The organism is Pantoea sp. JGM49 (genome assembly GCF_018257655.1).
In the GTDB taxonomy this organism is placed as follows: domain Bacteria; phylum Pseudomonadota; class Gammaproteobacteria; order Enterobacterales; family Enterobacteriaceae; genus Pantoea; species Pantoea communis.
On record NZ_JAERJM010000004.1, the window covers coordinates 59,286 to 85,402 of the forward strand.

Here is a 26,117-nt window from a genome sequence, read left to right on the forward strand (position 1 = left end):
TCAGGACATCAACATGCAACCTTTATTGCGCGTAGAGAAACTCAGCAAAACCTTTGTGCTGCACAACCAGAGCAGCGCCGAGCTGCCGGTGCTGCAGGATGCCAATCTTGAAGTGTGCGCCGGTGAGTGCGTGGTGCTGCACGGTCGCTCCGGCAGCGGAAAATCCACCTTACTGCGCGCGCTGTACGGCAACTATCAGGCCAACAGCGGTCATATCTGGCTGCAACATCAGGGTGAGTGGATCGATATGGCACAGGCTCCCGCGCGCCAGATACTGGCGATTCGCCGCGAAACCGTTGGCTGGGTCAGCCAGTTCCTGCGGGTGATCCCTCGCGTCCCGACGCTGGAGATCGTAATGCAACCGCTGTTAGAGCGCGGCGTGGAGCGTGCTTTCTGCGAGAAACGTGCCAAAGAGCTGCTGACACGGCTGAATGTGCCGGAGCGTTTATGGTCACTCGCGCCATCCACTTTCTCCGGTGGTGAACAGCAGCGCGTCAACATCGCGCGTGGTTTTATCGCCGACTATCCAGTGCTGCTGCTGGATGAACCTACCGCTTCCCTCGACAGTGCCAACAGCGCCGCGGTGGTGGAATTGATTGAACAGGCGCGCACCCGTGGTGCCGCCATTGTGGGTATTTTCCATGACGAAGCGGTGCGCGCACGCGTGGCCGATCGCCTGCACGTCATGCAGCCGGTTAAAACAGGAGCAGAAGCATGATCGTCAATAACGTCCATTTGGTGCTGGAACATGAAGTTGTCACCGGTTCGCTGGAAATCCGTGAGGGTCGCATTGCCAGTTTCAGTGACAGTACCAGCCAATTAGCGGGCGCACTGGATGGCGAAAACGCCTTCATGCTGCCAGGTCTGGTCGAGTTGCACACCGATAACCTCGATAAGTTCTTCACGCCGCGTCCGAAAGTGGACTGGCCGGCGCACTCAGCAATGAGTAGCCACGATGCGCTGATGGTCGCCAGCGGTATTACCACGGTGCTGGATGCCATTGGTGTCGGCGATGTGCGCGACGGCGGTCATCGCATTGAGAACCTGAGCAAGATGATCAACGCGATTCAGGACAGTAACCGCAAAGGCATTAACCGTGTCGATCACCATCTGCACCTGCGCTGTGAGTTGCCCCATAACACCACACTGCCGCTGTTCGAAAAGCTGATGAGTACGCCGGAGCTGTCATTGGTGTCGCTGATGGACCATTCGCCAGGTCAGCGTCAGTACGCTTCACTGGAGATGTATCGCCTCTATTATCAGGGCAAATATTCGCTTAATGATGAGCAGATGGATCAGTTCGAGCGTGAGCAACTGGCGCTGGCCGCTGAGTTCTCCACCCCGAACCGCAACGCCATTTCCGGCCTGTGCCGTTCGCGCGGCATTCCGATTGCCAGCCACGATGACGCCACAGCGGCACACGTTGCCGAATCACACGATGTGGGCAGCACCATTGCTGAATTCCCCACCACGCTGGAGGCCGCACGCGCCTCGCGCGAATGCGGTATGCAGGTGTTGATGGGCGCGCCGAATATCGTACGCGGCGGCTCGCATTCCGGCAACGTGGCAGCCTGGGAGCTGGCCAGCCATGGCCTGCTGGATATTCTGTCATCCGACTATTACCCGGCGAGCCTGCTGGACGCGGTGTTCCGTTTAGTGGCGGATGAGCGCAACAGCCTGACGTTGCCACAAGCCGCCGCGCTGGTGACACGTAATCCGGCTCGCGCTATTGGCTTGCACGATCGCGGAGTGATTGGCGAAGGCATGCGTGCCGACCTGGTGCTGGCGCATACCGAACATGGGCATCCTCACATTCGCCACGTCTGGTCGCAGGGCAGGCTGGTGTTCTGATGGCGCGCCTGATCTGGCTAACCGGGCCTTCGGGCTCGGGTAAAGACAGTCTGTTGAATGCGCTACGCGAAGCGCCGCCGGATAACCTGGTCATCGCCCATCGCTACATTACGCGTCCGGCCGATGCCGGGGGCGAAAACCATGTGGCGCTGAGCGAGGCCGAGTTTCGGCGGCGTCAGACACTGGGATTGTTTGCCATTAGCTGGCAGGCGCACGGCCTGTTCTACGGGCTGGGAGAGGAGATCGACCACTGGCTGGCGCGGGGTTTAAATGTGCTGGTCAATGGTTCACGTCTGCATTTGCCGATTGTTGAGCAGCATTACGGGGCACAACTGTTGCCGCTGGTGCTGCAAGTCTCTCCGGCGGTGCTGGAAATGCGTTTACGGCAGCGCGGACGTGAAAGTGAAGCCGAAATCGGTAAACGGCTGGCGCGTGCGGCAGAACCGCTGCCTGCGCACTGCCATCCGCTCAATAACGATGGCGCACTGAGCGATACGCTCGACCGGCTGCGCCAGTTGCTGGAGCATCCGCCATGAAACTCACTTTTCTCGGTACTGGAGGCGTGCAATCTGCGCCGCTGTTTGGCTGTGATTGCCACGCTTGCGAACGTGCACGTCTTGAGCCACGACGCGCTCGTGCTGCCACCAGTGCGCTGATTGACACCGGCAGCGAACGTATTTTGCTGGATGCCGGACGTCACGATCTGCATCAGCGCTTTCGTCCCGGCGAGTTGAGCCGCATTTTACTGACCCATTTTCATATGGATCATGTAGCGGGACTCTTTAGCCTGCGTTGGGGATTGGGTGAACCGATTCCGGTGTGGGCGCCACCGGATGAGAAGGGCTGTAATGACCTGTTTAAGCATCCGGGCCTGCTGGATTTCCGCTCCGCGCTCACGCCTTTTGTGCCTCACAGTTTCGGGACGTTGCAGGTCACGCCGCTGCCGTTACAGCACTCAAAACTCACTTATGGCTACCTGTTCGACTGGCACGGTACGCGTCTTGCCTGGCTGTGTGATACCTGCGGACTACCCCCGGACACTGCAGATTTTCTTGATGGTCAATCGCTGGATCAGCTGGTGATTGACTGCAATGACCCGCCGCGAGAAAGCGTGCGCAATCATAATGATGTGACGCGCGCATTGCAGATTATTGAACAGCTGGCGCCGCGCCAGGCCTGGCTTATCCACCTGAGCCATGAGATGGACAGTTGGTTACTCAATAATCGCTTACCGGACAATGTGCTGGCGGCTACTGACGGTCAGACCATCACGGTCGGTTCCTCACACGCTGTCACTGTTTAATCATTTTACTGTCATCAAGACTTCATCGGATTTGCCCGTAATAACGGGCAATCAAGACCTCAGCGAGATGGAGTGCAACATGGCACAGGCATTACTGAAAACCGTTATCGACAATCCTTATGTTCCGCACGCCGGGCAAGGCAACAAGGTGCTGTCGGTACAGGGACTGTGCAAGGCGTACGGCGAAAACCGCGTACTGGATAATGTCAGCTTCGATCTGCATGCGGGCGAGCTGGTGGCCGTGATTGGTCGCTCAGGCGCAGGCAAATCGACACTGTTACACATGCTGAACGGCACCATCAGTGCTTCGCAGGGCGCGATTCTCAGCAATCGTCAGGGTGAAGCGGATCGTGATGTAGTGACGCTCAACAGCCGCCAGATGCGCGAATGGCGCAGCGAATGCGGCATGATCTTCCAGGACTTCTGTCTGGTGCCGCGTCTTGATGTACTGACCAACGTCCTGCTGGGACGCCTGAGCCAGACCTCAACCCTGAAATCCTTCTTCAAAGTGTTCTCCGAAGCGGACCGTGCGCAGGCCATTGAGCTGCTGCAGTGGATGAACATGCTGCCGCAGGCGCTGCAGCGTGCGGAGAACCTGTCAGGCGGACAGATGCAGCGCGTGGCGATTTGCCGTGCGTTGATGCAGAACCCGCGCATCCTGCTAGCCGATGAGCCGGTGGCCTCACTCGACCCGAAAAACACCAAACGCATTATGGATGTGCTGCGTCAGGTGAGCGAGCAGGGCATCAGTGTGATGGTGAACCTGCACTCGATTGAACTGGTGAAGCAGTACTGCACCCGTGTTATCGGCATTCAGCGCGGCAAAGTGCTGTTTGACGGACATCCTTCTCAGTTGACTGATGGCTTGCTGCATGAGCTATACGGCGACGAAATTAACCAGCTCCACTAACTTCCACGGCAAGAGAAAAAACACGAATGAAACTGACCTCTTTAGCTTTATTGACTGTTGCAATGACTTTTGGCGTTAACGCAGCGGATGCACCAAAAGAATTGAACCTCGGGATTTTGGGTGGACAGAACGCCACTCAGCAGATCGGTGATAACCAGTGCGTGAAAGATTTCTTCGATAAAGAGCTGAATGTCGATACCAAAATGCGCAACTCGTCTGACTACTCAGGCGTGATTCAGGGCCTGCTGGGTAACAAAATTGATATGGTGCTGAGCATGTCTCCAGCATCTTACGCTTCCGTCTATCTGCAGAACCCGAAAGCGGTTGATGTTGTCGGCATCGTGGTAGATGACAAAGACGGTTCACAGGGTTACCACTCAGTCGTGATCGTGAAAGCGGACAGCCCGTACAAAAAACTGGAAGACCTGAAAGGTAAATCTTTCGGCATGGCCGATCCGGATTCAACTTCTGGCTTCCTGATGCCAAACCAGGCGTTCAAGAAAGAGTTCGGTGGCACAGTTGACGACAAGTACAATAACACCTTCTCCAGCGTCACCTTCTCTGGCGGCCATGAGCAGGACATCCTGGGTGTGCTGAATGGTCAGTTCGAAGGCGCAGTGACCTGGACCTCCATGATCGGTGATTACGACAAGGGTTATACCTCTGGTGCCTTTGGCCGCATGATGCGTATGGACCAACCTGACCTGATGAAGAAAATCCGTATCATCTGGCAGTCTCCGCTGATCCCGAACGGTCCAATCCTGGTGAGCAATAACTTGCCCGCTGACTTCAAACAGAAGCTGGTGGCGGCGATCAAGAAGCTGGATAAAGAAGACCACAGCTGCTTTGTTAAAGCGGTGGGCGGTGCTCAGCACATCGGCCCGGCAACCGTTGCCGATTATCAGAACATCATTGATATGAAACGTGATCTGATGAAAGGCTCACGCGGTTAATTTCGCGTCTGGCTGGCAGGGTCGCCCGTGATGGCGACCCTTTTCACATCTGCACCACCCTCTACCACAGGACATTCCCCTTGACCGATTTCGAACACTACTACCAACGCATTCGTCGCCAGCAAAAGCGCGACACTGTGCTCTGGTCGCTGCTGTTGGTGGCGCTCTACCTCGCTGCGGGCAAGATGGCGGAATTCAATCTGGTCACCGTCTGGCAATCACTGCCACACTTTTTCGATTACATCGGCGAAACCGTGCCGGTGTTGCATCTGCCCGTGCTGTTCTCCGATGGAAAAACCGAAGGCTCGCTGGCCTATTGGGGCTACCGTCTGCACTTCCAGTTGCCGCTGATCTGGGAAACCCTGCAGCTGGCGCTGTCGTCGACCATTGTGGCAGTGATGGTGGCTGGGGTACTGGCGTTTTTCGCAGCTGATAACACCCAGACGCCGCGCAGCGTCCGCATCGCGATCCGTGCTTTCGTCGCTTTCCTGCGCACCATGCCAGAACTGGCGTGGGCAGTGATGTTCGTGATGGCGTTTGGCATTGGGGCGATTCCCGGCTTCCTCGCACTGGCGCTGCACACCGTGGGCAGCCTGACCAAACTGTTTTATGAATCGATTGAAAGCGCTTCAGACAAACCGGTACGCGGCCTCGCGGCATGTGGAGCGACCAAATTACAGCGCATGCGCTTCGCCTTCTGGCCGCAGGTGAAACCAACGTTTCTCTCTTACAGCTTTATGCGTCTGGAAGTGAACTTCCGTTCTTCTACCATCCTTGGATTGGTGGGGGCGGGCGGTATCGGTCAGGAGCTGATGACCAACATCAAACTGGATCGTTACGATCAGGTGAGCATCACACTGCTGCTGATCATTGTGGTGGTGTCGCTGCTGGATACGGTATCCGGCTGGTTGCGCCGTCGCGTGGTGGAAGGGGATATCAAATGATCGCATTAGTACCGGATGTGGCAAAACTGAAGCAGGAACATCCTGCACTGTTCGCCGCACAGAACCGTTATCTACGCCGCGTGGCTGGAGTTGCACTTGCCATCGCGCTCTATTACCTGTTCTTCTTTGAATTTTTCGGTATTGAGTGGAGCCGAGTTATTATCGGTTGCGAGCAACTAGGGCGTTACTTCCTGCGCATGTTCGTTTGGCAAGACTTTATGAACTGGCCATTTGGCTATTATTTCTCCCAGATTGGCATCACGTTGGCGATTGTCTTCGCCGGGACGCTGACCGCTTCCATTATTGCGCTGCCGGTTTCCTTCCTTGCCGCCCGCAACGTGATGCACGATCCGATTGCCCGTCCGATTTCCTTAGTGGTGCGCCGTTTGCTTGACATCCTGCGCGGTGTCGATATGGCGATTTGGGGCCTGATCTTTGTGCGTGCAGTTGGCATGGGACCACTGGCGGGTGTGCTGGCGATTGTGGTACAGGATGTGGGCTTACTGGGCAAACTGTATGCGGAAGGGCATGAAGCGGTTGAGCGTTCGCCGAGCCGGGGTTTAGGTGCGGTGGGGGCCAATAGTCTGCAGAAACATCGCTTTGGCATCTTTACCCAATCCTTCCCGACCTTCCTGGCATTGAGCCTGTACCAGATTGAATCCAATACCCGTTCGGCGGCGGTACTCGGCTTCGTTGGCGCAGGGGGTGTCGGTCTGGTTTATGCCGAGAACATGCGCCTGTGGAACTGGGATGTGGTGATGTTCCTGACCATCTTGTTGGTTGGCGTGGTGATGATCATGGATGTGATCTCCAGCAAACTGCGTAAGCGTTACATCACGGGAAAACCGTTGCCGCTGTGGCAGCCTGCCGTGCGCGATTAAGCCGTTCACTGCGTTGCCAGGCGCGCTCCAGCGCCTGCGCTAACTGTGCCTGTTGCCAGGGTTTTGCCAGCCGTTCACACAGTGGCAAAGTGACCTGGCTCTGGCGCAAATCCTGACCGCTGATCAGCAGGGTGGCCAGTTCTGGCCACTGCTGCTGCGCCTGGCGAATCACATCCGCCCCGTTTAACGCGCCGGGTAACATCAAATCACTGATCAACAACTCAATATCTGGCGTCTGCCGCAGCAGCGTCAGTGCGGATTCACCATCGCCACACTCTAAAGTGAGGTAGCCGAGTTGATGCAGATGCTCACACAATGTCTGCCTGACGGCGGGTTCATCATCCAGCACCAACACCAGCCGGTCACTGCTGGCACCCGGCGTAAACTCGGGAAGAGTCGGCGCGGGCTGGACCGCTTCCGGTGCGCGCGGCAGTAACAGGCGCACGGTGGTGCCCTGGCCGGGGGCGGTTTCCACTTCGATCTGCCCGCCAGATTGACGCACAAATCCATATACCATCGACAACCCCAGTCCGCTGCCGCTGCCGGTCTCTTTGGTGGTGAAAAATGGCTCAAACACCTGTTCACGTACCTCGGCTGACATGCCGCAGCCGTGATCGATAACTTCAATGGTCACGCGATCGCGTTTACCATCCGCTTCCTGCATTCGCTGATTCCAGATGCGCAGGCGAATTTCTCCGCTCTGCTTCTCCATGGCATCGCGTGCATTGACCACCAGATTCATCAGCGCATTTTCCAGTTGCCCGGCATCGATCCACGCGGGCCAGCCGGGGCGTTGCGCATCAACCACTAATTGCTGACCGGGCAACAGTGCATGCTGTAACAGTGAGTGCAGATTATCGACCAGCTCAATGACTGATACCGCACGCGGATAAAGCGACTGTTTACGTGAGAAGGCCAGCAGCCGCTGGGTAAGCTGTGCCGCGCGGTCGGCCGCCAGCCGGGCTCGCTCAATGCGACTGGCCAGTGAACCGGAGGGGAGTTGGCCCACGGTGAGGGCCAGACTGCCAATAATCACGGCCAGCAGGTTGTTAAAGTCGTGGGCGATACCGCCGGTGAGTTGGCCCACCGCTTTCATTTTTTGGCTGTGCAGCAGCGCTTCTTCCAGCGCCTTACGTGTGGTGCGCTCAAGCACGGTATTGACCATGCCCCGGCGTGGCACCGGGCTAAAGCGCAGTTCCAGCGTGCGGCCGTCGGGCAGGCGAACTTCCTGCGCATCCTGCAGGCTGGTGAGCTGCACATCCATTCGCTCTAGCAGACGTTGATAATGCAGGCCGCGATGCAGGTCGCGTGCCGGAATGCCGAGTAACTCGGCGTACTGCGCGTTCCACACCACCAGTTGCCCACTGTTATCGAACAACGCAAAGCCATCGCGCATGGCGAGGAAAGTGGATTCCAGCTGATTGCTTTTCTCTTTTAACAGGCGGGAAGTGTGGGCCAGTGAAGCCGTATTGCGTGCAAAGACGTTAAAGGCGCGAGCCAGATCGCCGAGCTCATCACGGCGGGCCAATCCCGGAACATTGACGCTTTTCTCGCCCTGGGCCAGACGCGTCATGGCGTGGGCGATAGCGGTCAGGCTGGAACCGAGATTGCGATAAATGTAGTAACCCGCGTAACCGGTGATCAGCAGTGCCAGTAGCATAAACAGGCCAATAAAACCGATGATGGAGTCCAGTTCCTGATGCGTGGAGGTGCTGCGCGCATCGCTCTGCTGCGCCACCAGTTGCACATAATGAGTGATGTCGCCATTCAGCATCGCCACCAGCGCTTTGATGCGATAGGTCGCGTAGGCAATCGCGATATCGCTCTGCTCAAGCTGTTCAGCGACCGGCTGCAGGCTGCGCGCGGTGTCGACCAATCGGTCACGCTGCATTGCCAGCGCATCTTGTAACGGTAAGGCGGACCAGATGGGCAGCACCTGCTGTAATTGCTGTTCAGCGGCTTGTGGCGCAGTGGATTGGATTGCCACCTTTAACAGGGCATCCGTTTGCTGGCGCAGCGGCAAAAAAGCGCCGTCGCTGGCGAGCACATCAATGCGATTCAGCAAGAGTTGTGCCTGCCACAGGCCACTCAGCATCACATTACGTTGTAAGTGGCGTTGATGGCCAACCCTAAGCAGCTGATTGATGCTCTGTTCCAGCATCTGGCTGCGTTCTCGAATGCGCGCCAGCAGTTCAGGTTGCTGTGCGGCCAGAGGCGCGTTCGCCAGCAGGGATAGGGATTGTTGTAACGCTTGCTGCGTCTGCTGCAGACGAGCCGACTCGCTTTGATACTCCAGCGCACCCACCACCTGCGCCAATCGTACGGCGGCGGTGGCCACGTTGGCAGTATCCCGCGCCAGCGCCAGGCTGCCGTTCATATCCGCCAGGGTTTGCGCCTGTGCCTGCTCCTGAATGTGACCGGCGTGGCGAAATCCAAAAATAGCCACCAGGCTCACCGCCAGCGTGACACTCACCACTAACAGGTTAAACAGCAGCAGGCGACCCCGCGCGCCAGCGTGCCAGTGCAGACTCTGACTCATTGCGGTCACTCCTTACCTCTCAGCTCCCGGCGAGTATAGAAGCGTGACCGGGGCGCAATATGACAAATATGAATGGCCGCTGACATTTTCCATTTATCTGGCGTTGCAACACTCGGCGACAACTTCAGAAAGCAGGAGTCAGGCGATGGCGGCGACACCGATATTAGAAATGCGCGAAATCACCCGACGCTTCGGCAGTTTCTACGCGTTAAAGGGCGTGGATCTGACCGTGTGGCCGGGTGAAGTCCATGCGCTGATGGGCGAAAACGGTGCCGGGAAAAGTACGCTGATGAAGATTCTGGCCGGTGCTTATACCGCCAGCAGCGGGGAAATTCTTATCAACGGTAAACCCTACGCCATCAAAGGCCCAAAAGAAGCGCTGGCAGCAGGCATCACGCTGATTTATCAGGAAATCAATCTGGCACCTAATCTCACCGTGGCAGAGAACATCTTTCTCGGCAGCGAGATCACGCGCGGTGGGCTGGTGAAACGGCGGCAGATGGCGGAAGAGGCACAGCAGGTGATTAATCGTCTGGGTGCCCAATTCAGTGCCAACGATCTGGTGAGCAAACTCAGTATCGCTGAGCAGCAGCAGGTGGAGATTGCCCGCGCGCTGCACCGCAACAGCCGCATTCTGGTGATGGATGAACCCACGGCAGCACTCTCCAATCGCGAAACCGAACAGCTGTTTGCGCTGATTAAACGCCTGCGCAGCGAAGGCATGGCGATCATTTACATTAGCCATCGCATGGCCGAAGTGTATGAGCTTTCGGATCGCGTCAGCGTGCTGCGTGATGGGCAGTATGTTGGCAGCCTGACGCGCGATCAGCTTAATGCCAGTGAACTGGTGCGCATGATGGTTGGCCGTCCGCTGAGCGATCTGTTCAATAAAGACCGCAACATTCCCTTCGGCGAGGTCCGTCTCGCTGTCAATCACCTGACCGATAACCGCAAAGTCCATCCCAGTAGTCTCTCGGTGCGTGCCGGGGAGATTGTCGGATTGGCGGGATTGGTCGGTGCCGGACGCAGTGAGCTGGCGCAGCTGATTTTTGGCGTGCATCAACCCAGGGGAGGCGAAATCTGGATCGATGGCGAGAAAGTCAAAATTCATTCGCCGCGAGATGCCATCGCACGTGGTATTGGCTTCCTCACCGAGAACCGTAAAGAGCAGGGGCTGTTCCTGGAACTGGCCGCACAGGAAAACATCGTGATGGCGACGCTGGAACGCGATGCCAGCTACGGCCTGCTTAATCGGCGTAAAGGGCAAAAGATTGCCGGTGATGCCATCGAATCACTCAACATTCGTGTGCCGCACGCCCAGGTACGGGCCGGGGGGCTATCGGGCGGTAATCAACAGAAACTGCTGATCTCACGCTGGGTAGCGATTGCACCACGCATTCTGCTGCTGGATGAGCCCACGCGCGGCGTGGACGTCGGCGCCAAGAGTGAAATCTACCGCATGATGAACCAGATGGCGCAACAGGGCGTGGCGATTTTGATGATCTCCAGCGAACTGCCGGAGGTGGTCGGGATGAGTGACCGCGTGTATGTGATGCGTGAGGGCAGTATTGCCGGAGAGCTGAGCGGCGCAGAGATTAGCCAGGAAAACATTATGACACTGGCCACCGGCGCACAGCCGGTACAGGCCTGAGGAGACCGCAATGACCAGTGAAACTGCACGCGTAAAAAGTCCAACGCTTAAACGCGCCTTGATGAGCGACCTGCTGCAAACGGTAGGGATTCTGCCGATTTTGATCCTGATTGTGGCGGTATTTGGTTTTGTTGCGCCGAACTTCTTTACCGAAGCTAACCTGCTGAATATTACCCGTCAGGCTTCGATCAATATCGTGCTGGCGGCGGGGATGACCTTTGTGATCCTCACCGGCGGGATCGATCTGTCAGTGGGCTCGATGCTGGGCACCACGGCGGTCGTGGCGATGGTGGTGTCGCTGGATCCGGCCTTTGCGGGCCTGACCATCCCGGCGGCGCTCGGCGCAGGGCTGATTATGGGCCTGTTCAACGGACTGTTGGTGGCATGGGCTGGCTTACCGCCCTTTATCGTGACGCTCGGCACCTATACCGCCTTGCGCGGGGCGGCGTATTTACTGGCGAATGGCACTACCGTCATCAACTCTGACATCAATTTCGAGTGGATAGGCAACGGTTATCTCGGGCCGATCCCCTGGCTGATCATTATTGCCTTTGCCGTCATCGCGCTGTGCTGGTTTATTCTGCGCCGTACCACCCTGGGTGTGCACATCTACGCCGTGGGCGGCAACGTGCAGGCGGCGCGCCTCACCGGGATCAAGGTCGGTATGGTGCTGGTGTTCGTCTATGCCATGAGCGGCATGTTGTCGGGGCTGGGTGGATTGATGAGTGCCTCACGTCTCTACAGCGCTAACGGCAACCTGGGTGTGGGATACGAGTTGGATGCGATTGCTGCGGTGATTTTGGGCGGCACAAGCTTTGTCGGCGGTATCGGCACCATTACCGGCACGCTGATTGGTGCGCTGATAATCGCCACGCTGAACAACGGCATGACGCTGATGGGCGTTTCTTACTTCTGGCAGTTGGTCATTAAGGGCGCTGTGATCATCATTGCCGTACTCATCGATAAGTACCGCACACGTCATCACGTGGGTTAAGGGTGTATTTGCAACAGGCTGTCACACAACGGCGATCTGCTGGATCGCCAACATAATCAAAAAAGCAGGAGAACATCGACTATGCGTTTTAATCCGATTCTGACCGGACTGCTGGCGGCGACGTTGTTGAGTGCGCCACTGGTGCAGGCAAAAGAACTCAAATCCATTGGTGTCACCGTCGGCGATCTCGCCAATCCGTTCTTCGTGCAGATCACTAAAGGTGCTGAGCTGAAGGCGCGTGAACTGGCCGGCGACAAGGTCAATGTGACGCTGGTTTCCAGCGGTTACGATCTTGGTCAGCAGGTGGCGCAGATAGATAACTTTATCGCCGCCAAAGTGGACATGATCATCCTTAACGCCGCCGATTCCAAAGGCATCGCTCCCGCGGTGAAACGTGCTCGTGATGCCGGCATCGTGGTGGTGGCGGTCGACGTGGCGGCTGACGGTGCCAATGCCACCATCACCTCCGATAACACCCAGGCAGGTGCGATGGCCTGTAAATACATCTCTGATCGCCTGAAAGATAAAGGCAACGTGGTGATCATCAACGGACCGCCGGTGTCAGCGGTGCAAAACCGGGTTGAAGGCTGTATGAACGAGCTGAAAACTCATCCCGATATCAAACTGCTCTCCTATAACCAGAACGCCAAGGGCAGTCGCGATGGTGGCCTGGAGGTGATGACCGGACTGCTGTCTGCCAATCCGAAGATCGATGCGGTGTTTGCGATTAACGACCCAACGGCGATTGGTGCCGATTTGGCTGCCAAGCAAGCCCAGCGCAGTGAGTTCTTTATTGTCGGCGTCGATGGTTCGCCAGACGGCGAAGAAGCCCTGAAACGTAAAGGCTCGCTGTTTGTCGCCACCCCAGCGCAAGACCCGCAGGTGATGGCAGCCAAAGCGGTGGAGATTGGCTACGACATCCTGCAGGGCAAACCCGCACCTGACAAACCGGTGCTGATTCCGGTCACGATGATCGATCGCAATACTGTCAGCAGCTACAAAGGCTGGACGGTGAAATAACGTTGATTTCTTGAGGCGGTCTCTGGGCCGCCCACATTGGGAGCGGAGTTATGCATCGATCCGAAGTGAACGCCATTCTGCAACTCACCCGCGAATTCTTTATGCGACAGGATGTGCACCTGCCGCCCTGGGCCGACTATGGCCTCAGCCAATGGCGTGCGCTGGATAAACGCCACGCAGAAGAGCTGCTGGCGCTGCATCTGGGCTGGGATGTCACCAGTTTTGGCGCTGATGATTTCTCTCAGACTGGCTTAACCCTGTTTACTCTGCGCAACGGGTCGCGCGGCGGTCAGCCGTGGGGAAAACCTTACGCTGAAAAAATCATGCACGTGCGGGAAGGGCAGGTGACGCCGATGCACTACCACCCACAAAAGATGGAAGACATCATCAATCGCGGTGGCGGCAATCTGATCGTCACGCTGCATAACCGCGCGGGCGACCGGCTTGATGACTCACCGGTAAAAGTCACTTTAGATGGCATTCGCCAAACTCACGCGGCGGGATCGCAACTGCGTCTTTCCCCGGGCGAGAGTGTCACCTTGCTGCCCGGTATCTGGCACAGTTTCTGGGGCGAAGAGGGCTATGGCGATGTGCTGGTTGGCGAAGTCTCGATGCCGAACGATGACGAGCATGACAACGTCTTTCTCACACCGCTGGCGCGCTTTAATCCGATTAATGAGGATGAAGATCCGCGCTGGCTATTGTGTAACGAATATCACCGCTGGCTGGCATAAAGGAGTTCACGATGGCACTGATTTCTCTGGCGCAGGGCCTGGCCCATGCGCAACAGCACCAATACGCGCTCGGCGCATTTAACGTGCTGGATACCCATTTTCTGCGTGCGCTGTTCCAGGCGGCTGAGCAACAGCGCTCACCGTTCATCATCAATATCGCGGAAGTGCATTTTAAGTATGTCAGCCTCGAGCATCTGATTGCGGCGATTCGCACAGAAGCGGCGCTGCATGATATCCCAGTGGTGCTTAATCTTGACCATGGTTTGCATTTTGAGGCGGTAATGCAGGCGATTCGCCTCGGATTTACTTCGGTGATGTTTGATGGCTCCACCCTCAGCTATGAGGAGAATGTGCGCCAGACCCGTGAAGTGGTGAAGATGTGCCACGCCATTGGCGTATCGGTTGAAGCGGAATTGGGCGCGGTGGGCGGCGATGAAGGTGGGGCACTGTTTGGTGAGGCTGACAGCAACAAATTCACCGATCCTGCTCTGGCGGCGGAGTTTGTCCAGTCAACCGGGATCGATTGTCTGGCCGTAGCGATTGGCAACGCGCACGGCAAATACAAAGGTGAGCCGAAGCTCGACTTTGAGCGTCTGGCGGCAATTCGCTCGGCGGCAGGCATTCCTTTGGTGCTGCATGGCGGTTCAGGGATCAGTGATGCCGATTTCCGCCACGCCATCAGTTTGGGCATTCATAAAATCAATTTCTATACCGGCATGTCACAAGCCGCACTAGGCGCGATAGAAAAGCAAATTACTCAGCGTGATGCGCGCTACGACTCGTTTGCTGAACTGCTGATGGCGGTAGAACACGATATTGCCAATGTGGTGGCGCAGCAGATGCAGGTGTTTGGCAGCGCCGGGAGGGCCTGACATGGTGCAACGCAACGGTATTCTCGGTGCGGGCAGTATGCTGGTGGATCATGTACAACGTATCACGCATTGGCCAGAACAAGGCTGGTTAGCGGAGATCACCCACAGTGAGAAGTGCAGCGGAGGCGCTGCACTGAATGTGCTGTTCACCCTGGCGCGCATGCAGGTCAATTTGCCGCTGGCCGGTGTCGGCATGGTGGGCGGGGACAGTGACGGTGATTACATCGTGCAGTTGCTGGACGATCATCAGATTGATCGTCAGTTTGTACAACGCACGCGCAATGTCAGCACGGCGATGACACAAGTGATGACCACGCCCGATGGTCAACGCACGTTTTTCCATGCCCGCGGCGCCAATGCCGAACTGGATTTGCCCCATTTTGCTGAAGTTGTCACTTCACATCGTATATTTCATCTCGGCTATTTGTTGTTGCTGGATAGTCTCGACCAGTCTGATGAGATTTTTGGTACGCGCAGCGCGCATCTGCTGGCACAAATGCAGCAACGGGGTTACCTCACTTCGCTGGATTTGGTGTCGCGAACCGGGGAGTATCGCCCGTTGGTGGTGCCGGCGTTACGCTGGCTCGATTATCTGGTGATTAATGAACTGGAGGCGCAGTCACTCACTGGCGTGACGCTGCGCAGCGCTTCGGGGCTGGCAGCACCCAGCGCGTTTGCCGAGGCCGCCGCCTGGTTACTGGAACAGGGCGTGCGCCAACGCGTGGTGATCCATGCCCCTGAAGGTGCCTGGGGACAAGAGAGCAGGGGTGAAGCAGGGTGGCAGCCGGCGTGGTGCCTGAAACCAGAAGAGATTGTCGGCAGCGTTGGGGCGGGAGATGCGTTTTGTGCTGGGGTGTTATATGCCAGTCATGAAGGTTGGCCCCTGCTGGAGACATTGAAGCTGGCACATACCTGCGCTTGTTTCAATTTGCATGCAGCGAATGCGCTGGACGGCACGCGGCCATTGGCCGAGATGCAGCGCTGGATGAATCAGGCAATCTGTGTTTCACGCGCGGCTGAAGCCGGACGCAATACATCAGCGGAAAATACGTAACCGAGGCCACGGATGGTGCGGATAAGGCTGGGTTGGTGTGGATTGGCTTCGATTTTCCGCCGCAGTCGCATGATGAGCACGTCTATGGTGCGGTCGAACACCTCAAGACTCTCATTGTGAGTCAGTTCCAGCAGTTGATCGCGCGTCAGCACTTTGCGTGCGTGACCCACCAGGGCGCGCAACAGGGTATATTCGCCTTGAGTGAGGGCGACACTTTCGCGCTGAGGATTAAACAGCTGACAACGCGCATCATCCAGCCGCCAGCCATTGAATTGCCATCCTTCATCCTGCTGTGCATCAGCTTGTGTCAGACGTCCACAGCGGCGCAGTGCTGCACGTGCACGCGCGACAACCACCCGAGGATTAAAGGGTTTGGCGATGTAATCATCCGCACCCATCTCTAATCCCACCACCATATCTGCTTCCGACCCCATCCCGGTCAGCATGATGACCAACAGGTCCGGCCGCTGCCGCTGCATCTGTTGCAGCACCAGTAAGCCGTTGGTGTCCGGTAGCATCATGTCCAGCATCACCAGGGAGATCTCGGGATGCAGGCTGAGCAGCGCAAGGGCATCTTTGCCCTGATGGCAGCTGTAGACGGTAAACACATGTTCACTCAATACATCGTGCAGCAATTCACACACGGCACGATCATCATCAACGACCAAAATCGCGGGCTTCATTGCGCTGTCTCTTATGTTGCGAAAGGGTTAAAAGCAGTGTAACCCGATGTTTTTGAGCTGCTGTCCTGTGCTGCAGAAACGTGAGCGCCATCGCTGAGCAGTGTGCGAAAGCGTGCGTTGCCGCAATCTTTTTCCTCTGGAAGGCAGTAGAAGGGAAAACGATTGCGCAGCCATGGTGCAATGCACCATAATCGCGCCCTGTTCGGGTTCAGAATTATCCTAACCGCAACCGCATTTTGAAACGTAAACGATTGCGTACGGTGATGGCATAGCTATTGCTATGTGGACAGGGGAAAGCGGAAGGTGTGTCTGCCTTGGGTCCAGCGTGTGTCGCTTTCATCAATACAATAATTAGTTTGTTAACCACATTGGCAAGAGAGAACGTGCACCCGTGCCGTCTCCGCTCATGAGAGATGATGATGTTAGAAAAACTCTTCAAACTTAAAGCGCACAACACCACCGTGCGCACCGAAATCATTGCGGGTATCACTACCTTCCTGGCCATGGCCTACATTCTGTTTGTTAACCCGAGCATTCTCGGTGCGACCGGCATGGATAAAGGTGCGGTCTTTGTGGCGACCTGCTTAGCGGCGGCAATTGGCTGTGTGCTGATGGGGCTGATCGCCAACTATCCCATCGCGCTGGCACCGGGCATGGGGCTCAATGCTTTCTTCACTTATACCGTTGTGCTGCACATGGGCTACACCTGGCAGATCGCACTCGGCGCGGTGTTCCTGTCAGCGGTGATCTTCTTTGCGCTGTCAATTTTCAAAATTCGTGAGTGGATTATTGCCAGTATTCCGCTGCCTCTGCGCGCGGGTATCGCTGCCGGTATCGGCTTGTTCCTGGCACTGATTGCGCTGGAAGGCGCGGGCATCGTGGTGGATAACCCGGCAACACTGGTTGGCCTGGGCGATCTGACCAAACCGGGTCCGCTGCTGGCACTGTTAGGCTTCTTCATCATTGTGGCACTGGAAGCGCGTCGCGTGACCGGCGCAGTGTTGATCGGCATCCTGGTCGTGACCTTTATCTCGATGGGCATTGGTCTGACGCCATTTGGTGGCGTGTTCTCAGCACCCCCTTCTATTGCACCCACCTTTATGCAACTGGATATCGCCGGTGCGTTTAACGTGGGTCTGGTGAGCGTTATCTTTGCCTTCCTGTTTGTGGATGTGTTCGATAACACCGGTACGCTGCTGGGCGTGACCAAGCGTGCGGGACTGGCGGATGAGCAGGGCAATGTGCCGAAAATGGGCCGTGCGTTAATCGCTGACAGTGCGGCTGCGCTGTTTGGTTCACTGCTGGGTACCTCAACGACCACCAGTTATGTTGAATCTGCTGCGGGTGTCAGTGCCGGTGGTCGTACTGGTTTAACGGCGATTGTGGTTGCTGTACTTTTCCTGCTGAGCCTGTTCTTCTCGCCGCTGGCGGGTAGTGTTCCGGTTTACGCTACCGCACCAGCATTACTGTTTGTGGCGGTGTTGATGGCCTCTGGTTTGGCCGAAATTGACTGGAAAGACATCACCACGGCTGCGCCAGTGACCGTCACCGCGCTGACCATGCCTTTGACTTACTCCATCGCCAACGGTATCGCCTTCGGTTTCATTACCTGGACCGTGGTAAAACTGCTGAGTGGTCGTACGAAAGAGATCAATGCTGCACTGGTGATTCTCTCGATTCTGTTCGTCATCAAACTGGGCTGGCTGAGCGCTTAAGTTTTGGTTTCCGGAAGCCCGATCGGGCTTCCGTGTTTTCTGTTTCATCCCCACCAATATTTTATGTGCCATCTCTCGCAATCCCTCACTGTGACTGCTTTTATTATTTCTCTGCCAGTTTTAACCTGCGCGACGTATTGATGCCTGCCTGAACTTTTTTGCCGCGAATGGCGGGTTCGTGGAATGTTTAAGCGGCTCGAATCTGTTTCACTACGCTGCAAGGTGAAGAGATAGCCGGGACTCTCTGGAGGTTTGTAATGGAATACGCCATGCGTACTGCCCCGTTTCTTCCACCACTTATCTATGTCGTCAGGAATATCGGAGATTCAAAAATGGAAGAATTAACTCAACGAGTCGGATTGCTGGAAAAAACTACGCATCAAATTCAACAGGATGTTGCCGTCCTGACCGCGCGATCCGAGAATTTTGCGACTAAGGCCGATATCGGCACGCTGCGTACCGAATTGCTGGGAGAAATGGGAAAGTCGGAAAAGCGTACCGATGGTAAGTTCGAAAAGATGGCGCTGCACTTTGACGATAAGCTGGGGGGAATGGCGCGGCATTTCGACGATAAACTAGGGACAATGGCGCTGAATTTCGACGATAAGTTGGGAGGGATGGCGCGGCATTTCGACGATAAACTAGGGACAATGGCGCTGAGTTTCGACGATAAACTGGGAAAAATGGCGCTGCATTTCGATGATAAATTGGGAAAAATGGCGTTTCACTTTGACGATAAACTTGAAAAGTTGGAAGTGCGCATCGACGACAAGTTGGACAAAATGGAACTGCGCATCGACGACAAGCTAGACAAAATGGAACTGCGTATCGACGACAAGCTAGACAAAATGGAACAACGCATCGATGTGAAGTTTGAACGCATGGATGAAAAATTTGAGAAGAAGTTTGTCAGGATCGATGAGAGGTTTGAAAAGCTCAATGTGAAATTTGAAAAGCTGAATGACCGACTCACCTGGTCGATTATGGTGCCCGCTATTCTGGCTGTGCTGGCCTGGTTTGTGAAAGACCTGTTGGTTAAAGTTTGAACTGAAATCCCATGTAATTCCGGCCCCAATGGGACCGGAGTTAAACCTTTACCTGAAAGGGGGTTCATTAAAGGTGCGCAACTTTCTTGAATGCAACTTATCGCCCTCAGCACGCAGCAGTTCTACCGCGCAAATGCCAATCTGCAGGTGCTCAGAAATAGCCCCCTCATAGAAACGATTCGCCTGGCCCGGCAATTTAATCTCGCCGTGCAGTGGCTTATCCGAGACGCACAGTAAGGTGCCGTAAGGTACACGGAAGCGATAGCCTTGCGCGGCAATCGTGGCACTCTCCATATCAACTGCCACCGCGCGACTCAGGTTAAAGCGCAGTGCAGAAGCGGAGTAACGCAACTCCCAGTTACGGTCATCTGTGGTCACTACCGTACCGGTGCGCAGACGCTGTTTCACCTCTTCTCCCGGCATGCCGCTGACGGCTTTGGTGGCGTCATAGAGCGCGCGCTGCACTTCAGCAATGCTTGGAATAGGAATGTCCGGCGGCAGCACACTATCCAGCACATGATCGTCACGCAAATATGCATGCGCCAGCACGTAATCACCGATGGTCTGGCTTTCACGCAGGCCGCCGCAGTGACCAATCATCAGCCAGGCGTGGGGGCGAATCACTGCCAGATGGTCGCAGATGGTTTTGGCATTGGACGGACCCACACCAATGTTCACAAGGGTGATGCCACGGCGATTCGGTGATGTCAGGTGCCAGGCCGGCATCTGGTGCTTCTTCCAGGCCAGATCAGACATCATTGCCGTGGGATCCTGGGTGTCAGCGGTGATCACCACATCGCCAGCACAGGCAAGGCTGTCATAGGGTGTGGAAGGATCCTGAACCTGCTCAATCGCCCAACGCACAAACTCATCGACATAGCGCGTGTAGTTAGTGAAGAGCACAAACGGCTGGAAATGCTCGACGGCTGTACCGGTGTAGTGGCGTAAACGCGCCAGTGAGAAATCAGTGCGCAGTGCATCGAAGTGTGACAGCGGGAAAATGGCATTCGCATGGAACAGGCCATCTGCGGTTTCATCGCCAATCTGCGACAGTTCGGTGGTAGGGAAATGGCGCGCAATGCTGGCGCTCATCGAGCGATCCAGTGTCAGGCCATCAATGACGTACGGATACGGAATCTCCTGCTGAGAAGGCACCACTTCAACCAGGACGTCGTACTCTTTCTCCAGCATCTGTAATTGCTCACTCAGGTAGTGACGCAACAGTGCCGGGCGGGTAATGGTGGTGCTGTAACTGCCGGTGTGGGTAAAACGTCCCCATGCACGAGTGCGGTTTTGCTGTGGGCCTTCACCCAGCCAGGTGATGCGCAGTTCCGGATAAACAAACAGACCTTTCTGTCGCGCATCTTCATCCGGCAGCGTGCCGGTTGTCGTGAAATCGCGAATCGCGTTGCGCAGTGCTTCCACTGCGCTTTCATACAGGCGCTCCAGTTCATCCAGTGCCTGCTGGCTACTCAATCCGTTCCGTTGCGTATTCATAGATTCTCCTTCAGGAAACGTGGACCGATTTGACCAGAGCATAGCGGATAAACACCCCAGCACGATGAATAATCTGTGATCGACCGCATTCTGCACCATCACGGTGCTGGTATGCGGCTTAACTCTGGCTATGTTTATGATTAGCAGGGATGTCACCTCGCGCCTCGTCTACCCTGGCGCGATGCCACTGCAAAAAGCTGCCACCGACCGTCTTCTTTGGCGAGTTTCTTGCTTGATCCTAAATCGTGGCCCTATCGGCTGCATACAGTGCTGCAAAAGTTTCAGAAATTGATTTCTCCCAGGCCGTGGTATGGCTCCGTTCCTGACCCGTTGAGGATTGAAAGCATGTCTTTGAAATTCATGAAACACCCAGTGAAGGTGGTACTTGCAGGTTGTCTGAGCATGGCATTTTACGCTCAGGCGGATATCAAGATTGGTGTGGCAGGCCCGTTCTCTGGTCCAAATGCGACCTACGGGGCGCAATACTGGAAGGGCGCTAGTCAGGCTGCCGATGATATCAATGCCGCTGGTGGTATTAACGGCGAAAAAATTGTGCTGGTGCAGGGCGATGATGCCTGCGAACCCAAACAGGCGGTATCAGTAGCAAACCGACTCGTCGATCAGGACAAAGTGATGGCGGTGGTGGGTCACTTCTGTTCCTCCTCCACCATGCCCGCGTCAGAGGTGTATGACGAAGCGGGCGTGTTGGCGATCACCCCCGGGTCCACCAACCCGCAAATCACCGAGCGCGGCATGAAAACCATGTTCCGCATGTGTGGCCGTGACGATCAGCAAGGCGCGATTGCGGCGGACTTCATTATCGACAAACTGAAAGCGAAAAAGGTGGCGGTAATCCATGACAAAGACACTTACGGTCAGGGGCTGGCCGATGCCACAAAAGCTGCGCTGGAAAAACGTGGCGTGAAAGAGGTGCTGTATGAAGGGCTTTCACGCGGTGAGAAAGACTTCAATGCGCTGGTCACCAAGATTGGCGCGGTGAAACCCGACGTGGTCTATTTCGGTGGTTGTCATCCAGAAGCCGGTCCGCTGGTGCGTCAAATGCGTGAGCAGGGTGTGAATGCCGCCTTCTTCTCCGGAGACTGCATCGTGACGGAAGAGATGGTGACAGCGGCTGGTGGCCCTCAATACACCAAAGGGGTTTATATGACCTTCGGTAATGACCCGCGCACCATTCCGGATGGCAAAGCGGTGATTGAGAAGTTCCGCGCCAGCGGCTTCGAACCGGAAGGTTACACCCTGTATGCTTACGCCTCTGTGCAGGCTATTGCGGCGGCTTACAAAGCGGCGGGTAAAGACAACGCCAAAGCCAGTGACTGGTTAAAAGCCAACAGCGTCGATACCGTGATGGGTAAAAAAGCCTGGGATGGCAAAGGCGATTTGAAAGTCTCGGATTATGTGGTTTATCAGTGGGATGATAAAGGCAAGTATCACCAACTGTAATTGGATACGCGGCCCCGCATCGCGGGGCCTTTCGCCATTGGGCGCGAGGTATGCGCTCCCTCTACGCGCGGGATGGATTTATGGACGCCTTTTTCTTACAGCAGTTGATTAACGGCCTGACGCTGGGCGCGGTGTATGGGTTGATCGCCATCGGTTACACCATGGTTTACGGCATTATCGGCATGATCAACTTCGCGCATGGCGAGGTGTATATGATCTCCGCCTACTTATGCGCGATAGGCTTAGCGTTACTGAGTTTCTTTGGTATTCACTCCTTTCCATTACTGATTTTCGGCACCTTGCTGTTCACTATTATTGTCACGGCGGCTTATGGCTGGGTCATCGAGCGTATTGCTTATCGACCCCTGCGTAACTCGACACGCCTTGCACCGTTGATTTCCGCCATCGGCATGTCGTTGATTCTGCAAAACTACGTGCAGCTTAGCCAGGGGCCCAACCAGCAGGGCATCCCGACGCTGCTCACGGGTGTGCTGCGCATGGAAGTGGATGGCGGCATTGTGCAAATCACCTGGACCAAAGTCTTTATTCTGATTGCCGCTTTCTGTGGCATGGCGCTGCTCACCTGGATCATTCAGTACACCAAACTTGGCCGCATCTGCCGTGCCGTTCAGCAGGATCGGCGCATGGCATCGATTCTCGGCATCAATACTGACCGCGTGATTTCGCTGGTGTTTGTCATCGGTGCAGCCATGGCCGGACTGGCGGGCGTGCTGGTGACCATGAATTACGGCACGTTTGATTTTTATGCCGGATTCATTATCGGTATCAAAGCCTTTACGGCGGCAGTACTGGGCGGTATCGGTTCTCTACCCGGAGCCATGCTCGGTGGACTACTGCTTGGGGTAGCGGAAGCGCAGTTTGCGGGGTTGGTTAACTCTGACTACAAAGATGTGTTCTCGTTTTCGCTGCTGGTGGTGATTTTAATCTTCCGTCCGCAGGGACTGCTGGGTCGTCCGCTGGTCGCAAAAGTGTGAGGAAGCCACGATGAATGCAATGACGCAAAAAGCGGGCGTGCGTGAAGCATTGCTCGACACACTGCTGGCGGGAGTGATTGCGCTGGTGGTGTTTGGCCCGATTGTGGGCGTGGTGCTGGAGGGTTACAGCTTCACACTGTCGCCGCAACGTGTGGCGCTGTTAGTGGGATTAGTGATGGCAGGGCGCTTAATGCTCAGCCTGTTCACCCGTACGTCCTATGGACAACGCTTTACACGCAAGTTTGAAGGCAATGACGATGGCGTATATGTCCGCGAATCGGGTTATCGCTCGCGGATGCGCTGGATATTGCCGCTGTTATTGATTGCCGCATTTGCCTTTCCATTTCTATCGAGTAAATACCTGTTAACCGTGGCCATTCTGGGGCTGATTTATGTGCTGCTGGGGCTGGGGCTCAATATTGTGGTGGGGTTGGCGGGATTACTTGATTTGGGTTATGTCGCATTTTATGCCATCGGCGCTTATGGCCTGGCACTGGGCTACGAGTACCTCGGCCTGGGATTCTGGAGTATGTTGCCGATCGCGGCATTAATGGCGGCCTTTGCCGGAGCGCTGCTGGGGTTTCCGGTGTTGCGCATGCATGGTGACTATCTGGCGATTGTGACCCTCGGCTTTGGTGAAATCATCCGTCTGGTCTTAACCAACTGGTTGTCGTTTACCGGTGGACCCAATGGCGTATCGGTGCCTTCCCCGACATTTTTCGGCCTCGAATTTGCTCGCCGGGCGCGGGACGGGGGCGTGCCTTATCACGAGTTTCTGCATCTCGATTACAACCCCAATATGAAATTCATCTTCATCTATGTGGTGCTGGTACTCGTGGTGCTGCTGGTGCTGTTAATCAAGCATCGGTTAACGCGCATGCCCATTGGCCGCGCCTGGGAGGCATTGCGGGAAGATGAAATTGCCTGCCGCGCCATGGGGCTTAATCATGTACTGGTCAAACTCTCCGCCTTTATGTTAGGTGCCTCGACGGCCGGGATTGCCGGGGTGTTTTTCGCCAGCTATCAGGGGTTCGTGAATCCAACTTCCTTTACTTTCTTCGAATCAGCGTTAATCCTGGCGATTGTGGTTCTGGGGGGGATGGGCTCGACACTCGGCGTGGTGCTTGCCGCTTTTGTACTGACAGTCGCGCCTGAACTGCTGCGAAGTTTTGCCGAATATCGTGTGCTGCTGTTTGGCATGCTGATGGTGTTAATGATGATTTGGCGACCACGTGGATTGGTTCGTACTGCACGTGTGGGTGTTCCGCTGCGGAAAGGAGTGCGCCATGAGTGATGCCATTCTACAAGTTGATCATTTAATGATGCGCTTCGGCGGCATCAAAGCCCTGAACGATGTCAGCCTTTCTGTGGCGCGCGGTTCGGTTACCTCATTAATCGGCCCTAACGGGGCGGGAAAAACCACGGTGTTCAACTGCCTGACCGGGTTTTATCGCGCCACCGGCGGGCGCATCATACTCAATGCCCAACAGCGCAGTACCGATGTAATCCAGGTGCTGGGGCAAAAAATTCATCCGCAGGACTGGCTTCATCCGGCGCGGCTGGGTTCGCGCGTGTGGTACAAAATGTTTGGCGGCGCACATCTGGTTAACCGGGCCGGCCTGGCGCGTACTTTCCAGAATATCCGCTTGTTCCGCGAGATGTCGGTGGTGGAGAACCTGCTGGTGGCGCAGCATATGCAGGTGAATCGTCATCTGCTGGCCGGCGTATTGAATACCCGTGGTTATCGCGAAGCGGAAAATCGCGCGTTAGACCGCGCTTTTTACTGGCTGGAAAATGTGGATTTGGTCTCCAGCGCCAATCGACTGGCTGGCACGCTCTCGTATGGTCAGCAGCGCCGACTGGAGATTGCGCGTGCCATGTGCACGCGACCGGAACTGATTTGTCTGGATGAGCCGGCCGCGGGATTAAACCCGGTCGAAACCGATGCGCTGAGTGAGATATTGCATCGCTTACGCGCTGATCACCGTATCAGCGTGTTGTTGATTGAGCACGACATGCCGATGGTCATGCGCATCTCCGATCACATTGTGGTACTAGATCATGGCGATGTCATTGCACAGGGGACGCCGCAGCAAATTCGCCACGATCCCAACGTTATCGCCGCCTATCTCGGCGCAGATGAGGAGAGCGACCATGACTGAACCGATGTTGAGTTTTGAACAGGTGGACGTGTTTTATGGTCCGGTTCAGGCGCTCAGGCAGGTTTCCCTGACGGTGAACCAGGGGGAAACGGTGGCGCTGATTGGTGCTAACGGCGCGGGAAAATCTACGCTGCTGATGTCGATTTTTGGCCAGCCGCGCATTGCCAGTGGTGACATTCGCTTACGTGGTGAGTCGATCAGCCATCGCAGCACCCATTTCATCGCCGCCAGCGGCATTGCACAAGCGCCCGAAGGCCGTCGCATCTTTCCGGATATGACAGTGGAGGAGAACCTGCTGATGGGTACGATTGCGGTGGGCGACCGCTTTGTGAAAGAGGACAAGGAGCGGATGTACCAGCTGTTCCCACGCCTGCTCGAACGCCGCAAACAGCGTGCGATGACGCTCTCCGGTGGCGAGCAGCAGATGCTGGCCATTGCGCGGGCGCTGATGAGTCGCCCAAAACTGCTGCTGCTGGACGAACCGAGTCTGGGTCTGGCGCCGATTGTGGTGAAGCAAATTTTCAGCATCCTGCGTGAATTGACCCAGCAGGGCATGACGCTGTTCCTGGTAGAACAAAATGCCCGTCATGCGCTGCGACTGGCCGATCGCGGTTATGTGATGGTCAACGGCGAGATCAAACTGAGCGGCAGTGGGGAAGAACTCCTAAATAACGATGAGGTGCGCAGCGCTTATCTCGGTGGTGCAGCGGATCCTGCGGTGGTGGCGACAAAAAGTTTGTAATAATGATTAAATGGTGATGGGAAACACTTTGCATATTTCTCAGTGGCCTATCATCATTATTACTCTTCTTCCTCTCCAAAGTGATTTGGTACTCCCTTGCAAAATCCTGG

The 26,117-nt window shown here is 55.9% G+C and carries 24 protein-coding genes; 21 read left to right on the forward strand and 3 right to left on the reverse strand.

The window, feature by feature from the left end:
- Positions 1 to 13 precede the first annotated feature (13 nt).
- The 8 genes from phnL to phnE (JK231_RS08385) all read left to right on the forward strand — a co-directional run bounded on the left by phnL (position 14) and on the right by phnE (JK231_RS08385) (position 6,842).
- Entirely contained in the window at positions 14 to 718 is a 705-nt protein-coding gene (gene phnL / locus JK231_RS08350) for a phosphonate C-P lyase system protein PhnL (protein WP_034824574.1), read from the forward strand.
- Positions 715 to 1,851 (forward strand): alpha-D-ribose 1-methylphosphonate 5-triphosphate diphosphatase, encoded by a 1,137-nt coding sequence (phnM, locus tag JK231_RS08355; protein WP_211728362.1) that lies wholly within the window; start codon positions 715 to 717, stop codon positions 1,849 to 1,851. Before phnL ends, phnM begins: the two co-directional genes overlap by 4 nt.
- On the forward strand, positions 1,851 to 2,387 hold the full coding sequence (gene phnN, locus JK231_RS08360; protein WP_211728363.1) for a ribose 1,5-bisphosphokinase: 537 nt from the start codon (positions 1,851 to 1,853) through the stop codon (positions 2,385 to 2,387). Before phnM ends, phnN begins: the two co-directional genes overlap by 1 nt.
- A complete protein-coding gene (phnP, locus tag JK231_RS08365) occupies positions 2,384 to 3,154 on the forward strand; it encodes a phosphonate metabolism protein PhnP (RefSeq protein ID WP_211728364.1) in 771 nt (256 codons plus the stop codon). The genes phnN and phnP overlap by 4 nt, the downstream gene beginning before the upstream one ends.
- A gap of 79 nt (positions 3,155 to 3,233) precedes the next feature.
- Entirely contained in the window at positions 3,234 to 4,064 is an 831-nt protein-coding gene (gene phnC, locus JK231_RS08370) for a phosphonate ABC transporter ATP-binding protein (RefSeq protein WP_034824566.1), read from the forward strand.
- Positions 4,065 to 4,090: 26 nt separating this feature from the next.
- Positions 4,091 to 5,017 (forward strand): phosphonate ABC transporter substrate-binding protein, encoded by a 927-nt coding sequence (gene phnD, locus JK231_RS08375; protein ID WP_034824564.1) that lies wholly within the window; start codon positions 4,091 to 4,093, stop codon positions 5,015 to 5,017.
- Between the two features lie 80 nt (positions 5,018 to 5,097).
- Positions 5,098 to 5,961: a phosphonate ABC transporter, permease protein PhnE gene (gene phnE, locus JK231_RS08380; protein WP_182058129.1), complete on the forward strand. Its 864-nt coding sequence runs from the start codon at positions 5,098 to 5,100 to the stop codon at positions 5,959 to 5,961.
- Positions 5,958 to 6,842, forward strand: a complete 885-nt coding sequence (gene phnE / locus JK231_RS08385; RefSeq protein ID WP_097116720.1) for a phosphonate ABC transporter, permease protein PhnE — start codon at positions 5,958 to 5,960, stop codon at positions 6,840 to 6,842. The genes phnE (JK231_RS08380) and phnE (JK231_RS08385) overlap by 4 nt, the downstream gene beginning before the upstream one ends.
- On the opposite strand, the gene JK231_RS08390 is transcribed toward phnE (JK231_RS08385), so the two are convergent.
- Positions 6,796 to 9,381, reverse strand: a complete 2,586-nt coding sequence (locus tag JK231_RS08390; protein ID WP_211728365.1) for an ATP-binding protein — start codon at positions 9,379 to 9,381, stop codon at positions 6,796 to 6,798. The genes phnE (JK231_RS08385) and JK231_RS08390 overlap by 47 nt on opposite strands.
- 145 nt (positions 9,382 to 9,526) lie before the next feature.
- Between JK231_RS08390 and JK231_RS08395 the strand changes: the two genes are divergently transcribed.
- The 6 genes from JK231_RS08395 to JK231_RS08420 all read left to right on the forward strand — a co-directional run bounded on the left by JK231_RS08395 (position 9,527) and on the right by JK231_RS08420 (position 15,706).
- Positions 9,527 to 11,032 (forward strand): sugar ABC transporter ATP-binding protein, encoded by a 1,506-nt coding sequence (locus JK231_RS08395; protein WP_097116722.1) that lies wholly within the window; start codon positions 9,527 to 9,529, stop codon positions 11,030 to 11,032.
- A gap of 10 nt (positions 11,033 to 11,042) precedes the next feature.
- On the forward strand, positions 11,043 to 12,026 hold the full coding sequence (locus JK231_RS08400) for a ribose ABC transporter permease (protein WP_097116723.1): 984 nt from the start codon (positions 11,043 to 11,045) through the stop codon (positions 12,024 to 12,026).
- An 81-nt stretch (positions 12,027 to 12,107) separates the two neighbouring features.
- Entirely contained in the window at positions 12,108 to 13,046 is a 939-nt protein-coding gene (locus tag JK231_RS08405; RefSeq protein ID WP_058962098.1) for an ABC transporter substrate-binding protein, read from the forward strand.
- 50 nt (positions 13,047 to 13,096) lie between these two features.
- Complete coding sequence (locus tag JK231_RS08410; protein WP_097116724.1) at positions 13,097 to 13,780, forward strand: D-lyxose/D-mannose family sugar isomerase; 684 nt, start codon at positions 13,097 to 13,099, stop codon at positions 13,778 to 13,780.
- 11 nt (positions 13,781 to 13,791) lie between these two features.
- Positions 13,792 to 14,652 carry a ketose 1,6-bisphosphate aldolase gene (locus tag JK231_RS08415; RefSeq protein ID WP_166932172.1) on the forward strand — a complete coding sequence of 287 codons (861 nt, stop codon included), beginning with the start codon at positions 13,792 to 13,794 and terminating at the stop codon, positions 14,650 to 14,652.
- 1 nt (position 14,653) lies between these two features.
- A complete protein-coding gene (locus JK231_RS08420) occupies positions 14,654 to 15,706 on the forward strand; it encodes a carbohydrate kinase family protein (protein WP_160832770.1) in 1,053 nt (350 codons plus the stop codon).
- Here JK231_RS08420 and JK231_RS08425 read toward each other — a convergent pair.
- Positions 15,643 to 16,389 (reverse strand): response regulator transcription factor, encoded by a 747-nt coding sequence (locus JK231_RS08425; RefSeq protein ID WP_058959928.1) that lies wholly within the window; start codon positions 16,387 to 16,389, stop codon positions 15,643 to 15,645. The two genes, JK231_RS08420 and JK231_RS08425, sit on opposite strands and share 64 nt — an antisense overlap.
- 416 nt (positions 16,390 to 16,805) lie before the next feature.
- Here JK231_RS08425 and JK231_RS08430 point away from each other — a divergent pair, with 416 nt between their 5' ends.
- Positions 16,806 to 18,104, forward strand: coding sequence for an NCS2 family permease (locus JK231_RS08430; RefSeq protein WP_211728366.1), 1,299 nt, complete (start codon positions 16,806 to 16,808; stop codon positions 18,102 to 18,104).
- 257 nt (positions 18,105 to 18,361) lie between these two features.
- Positions 18,362 to 19,150: a hypothetical protein gene (locus JK231_RS08435; protein WP_160832772.1), complete on the forward strand. Its 789-nt coding sequence runs from the start codon at positions 18,362 to 18,364 to the stop codon at positions 19,148 to 19,150.
- Between the two features lie 48 nt (positions 19,151 to 19,198).
- Here the strand turns inward: JK231_RS08435 and JK231_RS08440 are convergent, their stop codons facing one another.
- Positions 19,199 to 20,647 carry an AMP nucleosidase gene (locus tag JK231_RS08440; RefSeq protein WP_097116728.1) on the reverse strand — a complete coding sequence of 483 codons (1,449 nt, stop codon included), beginning with the start codon at positions 20,645 to 20,647 and terminating at the stop codon, positions 19,199 to 19,201.
- Positions 20,648 to 21,049: 402 nt separating this feature from the next.
- On the opposite strand from JK231_RS08440, the gene JK231_RS08445 reads away from it, so the two are divergent.
- The 5 genes from JK231_RS08445 to JK231_RS08465 all read left to right on the forward strand — a co-directional run bounded on the left by JK231_RS08445 (position 21,050) and on the right by JK231_RS08465 (position 26,007).
- Complete coding sequence (locus JK231_RS08445; protein ID WP_160868152.1) at positions 21,050 to 22,108, forward strand: branched-chain amino acid ABC transporter substrate-binding protein; 1,059 nt, start codon at positions 21,050 to 21,052, stop codon at positions 22,106 to 22,108.
- 80 nt (positions 22,109 to 22,188) lie between these two features.
- Positions 22,189 to 23,103 carry a branched-chain amino acid ABC transporter permease LivH gene (locus tag JK231_RS08450; RefSeq protein WP_211728367.1) on the forward strand — a complete coding sequence of 305 codons (915 nt, stop codon included), beginning with the start codon at positions 22,189 to 22,191 and terminating at the stop codon, positions 23,101 to 23,103.
- Positions 23,104 to 23,113: 10 nt separating this feature from the next.
- Complete coding sequence (livM, locus tag JK231_RS08455; RefSeq protein ID WP_211728368.1) at positions 23,114 to 24,397, forward strand: high-affinity branched-chain amino acid ABC transporter permease LivM; 1,284 nt, start codon at positions 23,114 to 23,116, stop codon at positions 24,395 to 24,397.
- On the forward strand, positions 24,390 to 25,265 hold the full coding sequence (locus JK231_RS08460) for an ATP-binding cassette domain-containing protein (protein WP_211728369.1): 876 nt from the start codon (positions 24,390 to 24,392) through the stop codon (positions 25,263 to 25,265). Before livM ends, JK231_RS08460 begins: the two co-directional genes overlap by 8 nt.
- Entirely contained in the window at positions 25,258 to 26,007 is a 750-nt protein-coding gene (locus JK231_RS08465; protein ID WP_166932178.1) for an ABC transporter ATP-binding protein, read from the forward strand. Before JK231_RS08460 ends, JK231_RS08465 begins: the two co-directional genes overlap by 8 nt.
- Positions 26,008 to 26,117: the final 110 nt, after the last annotated feature.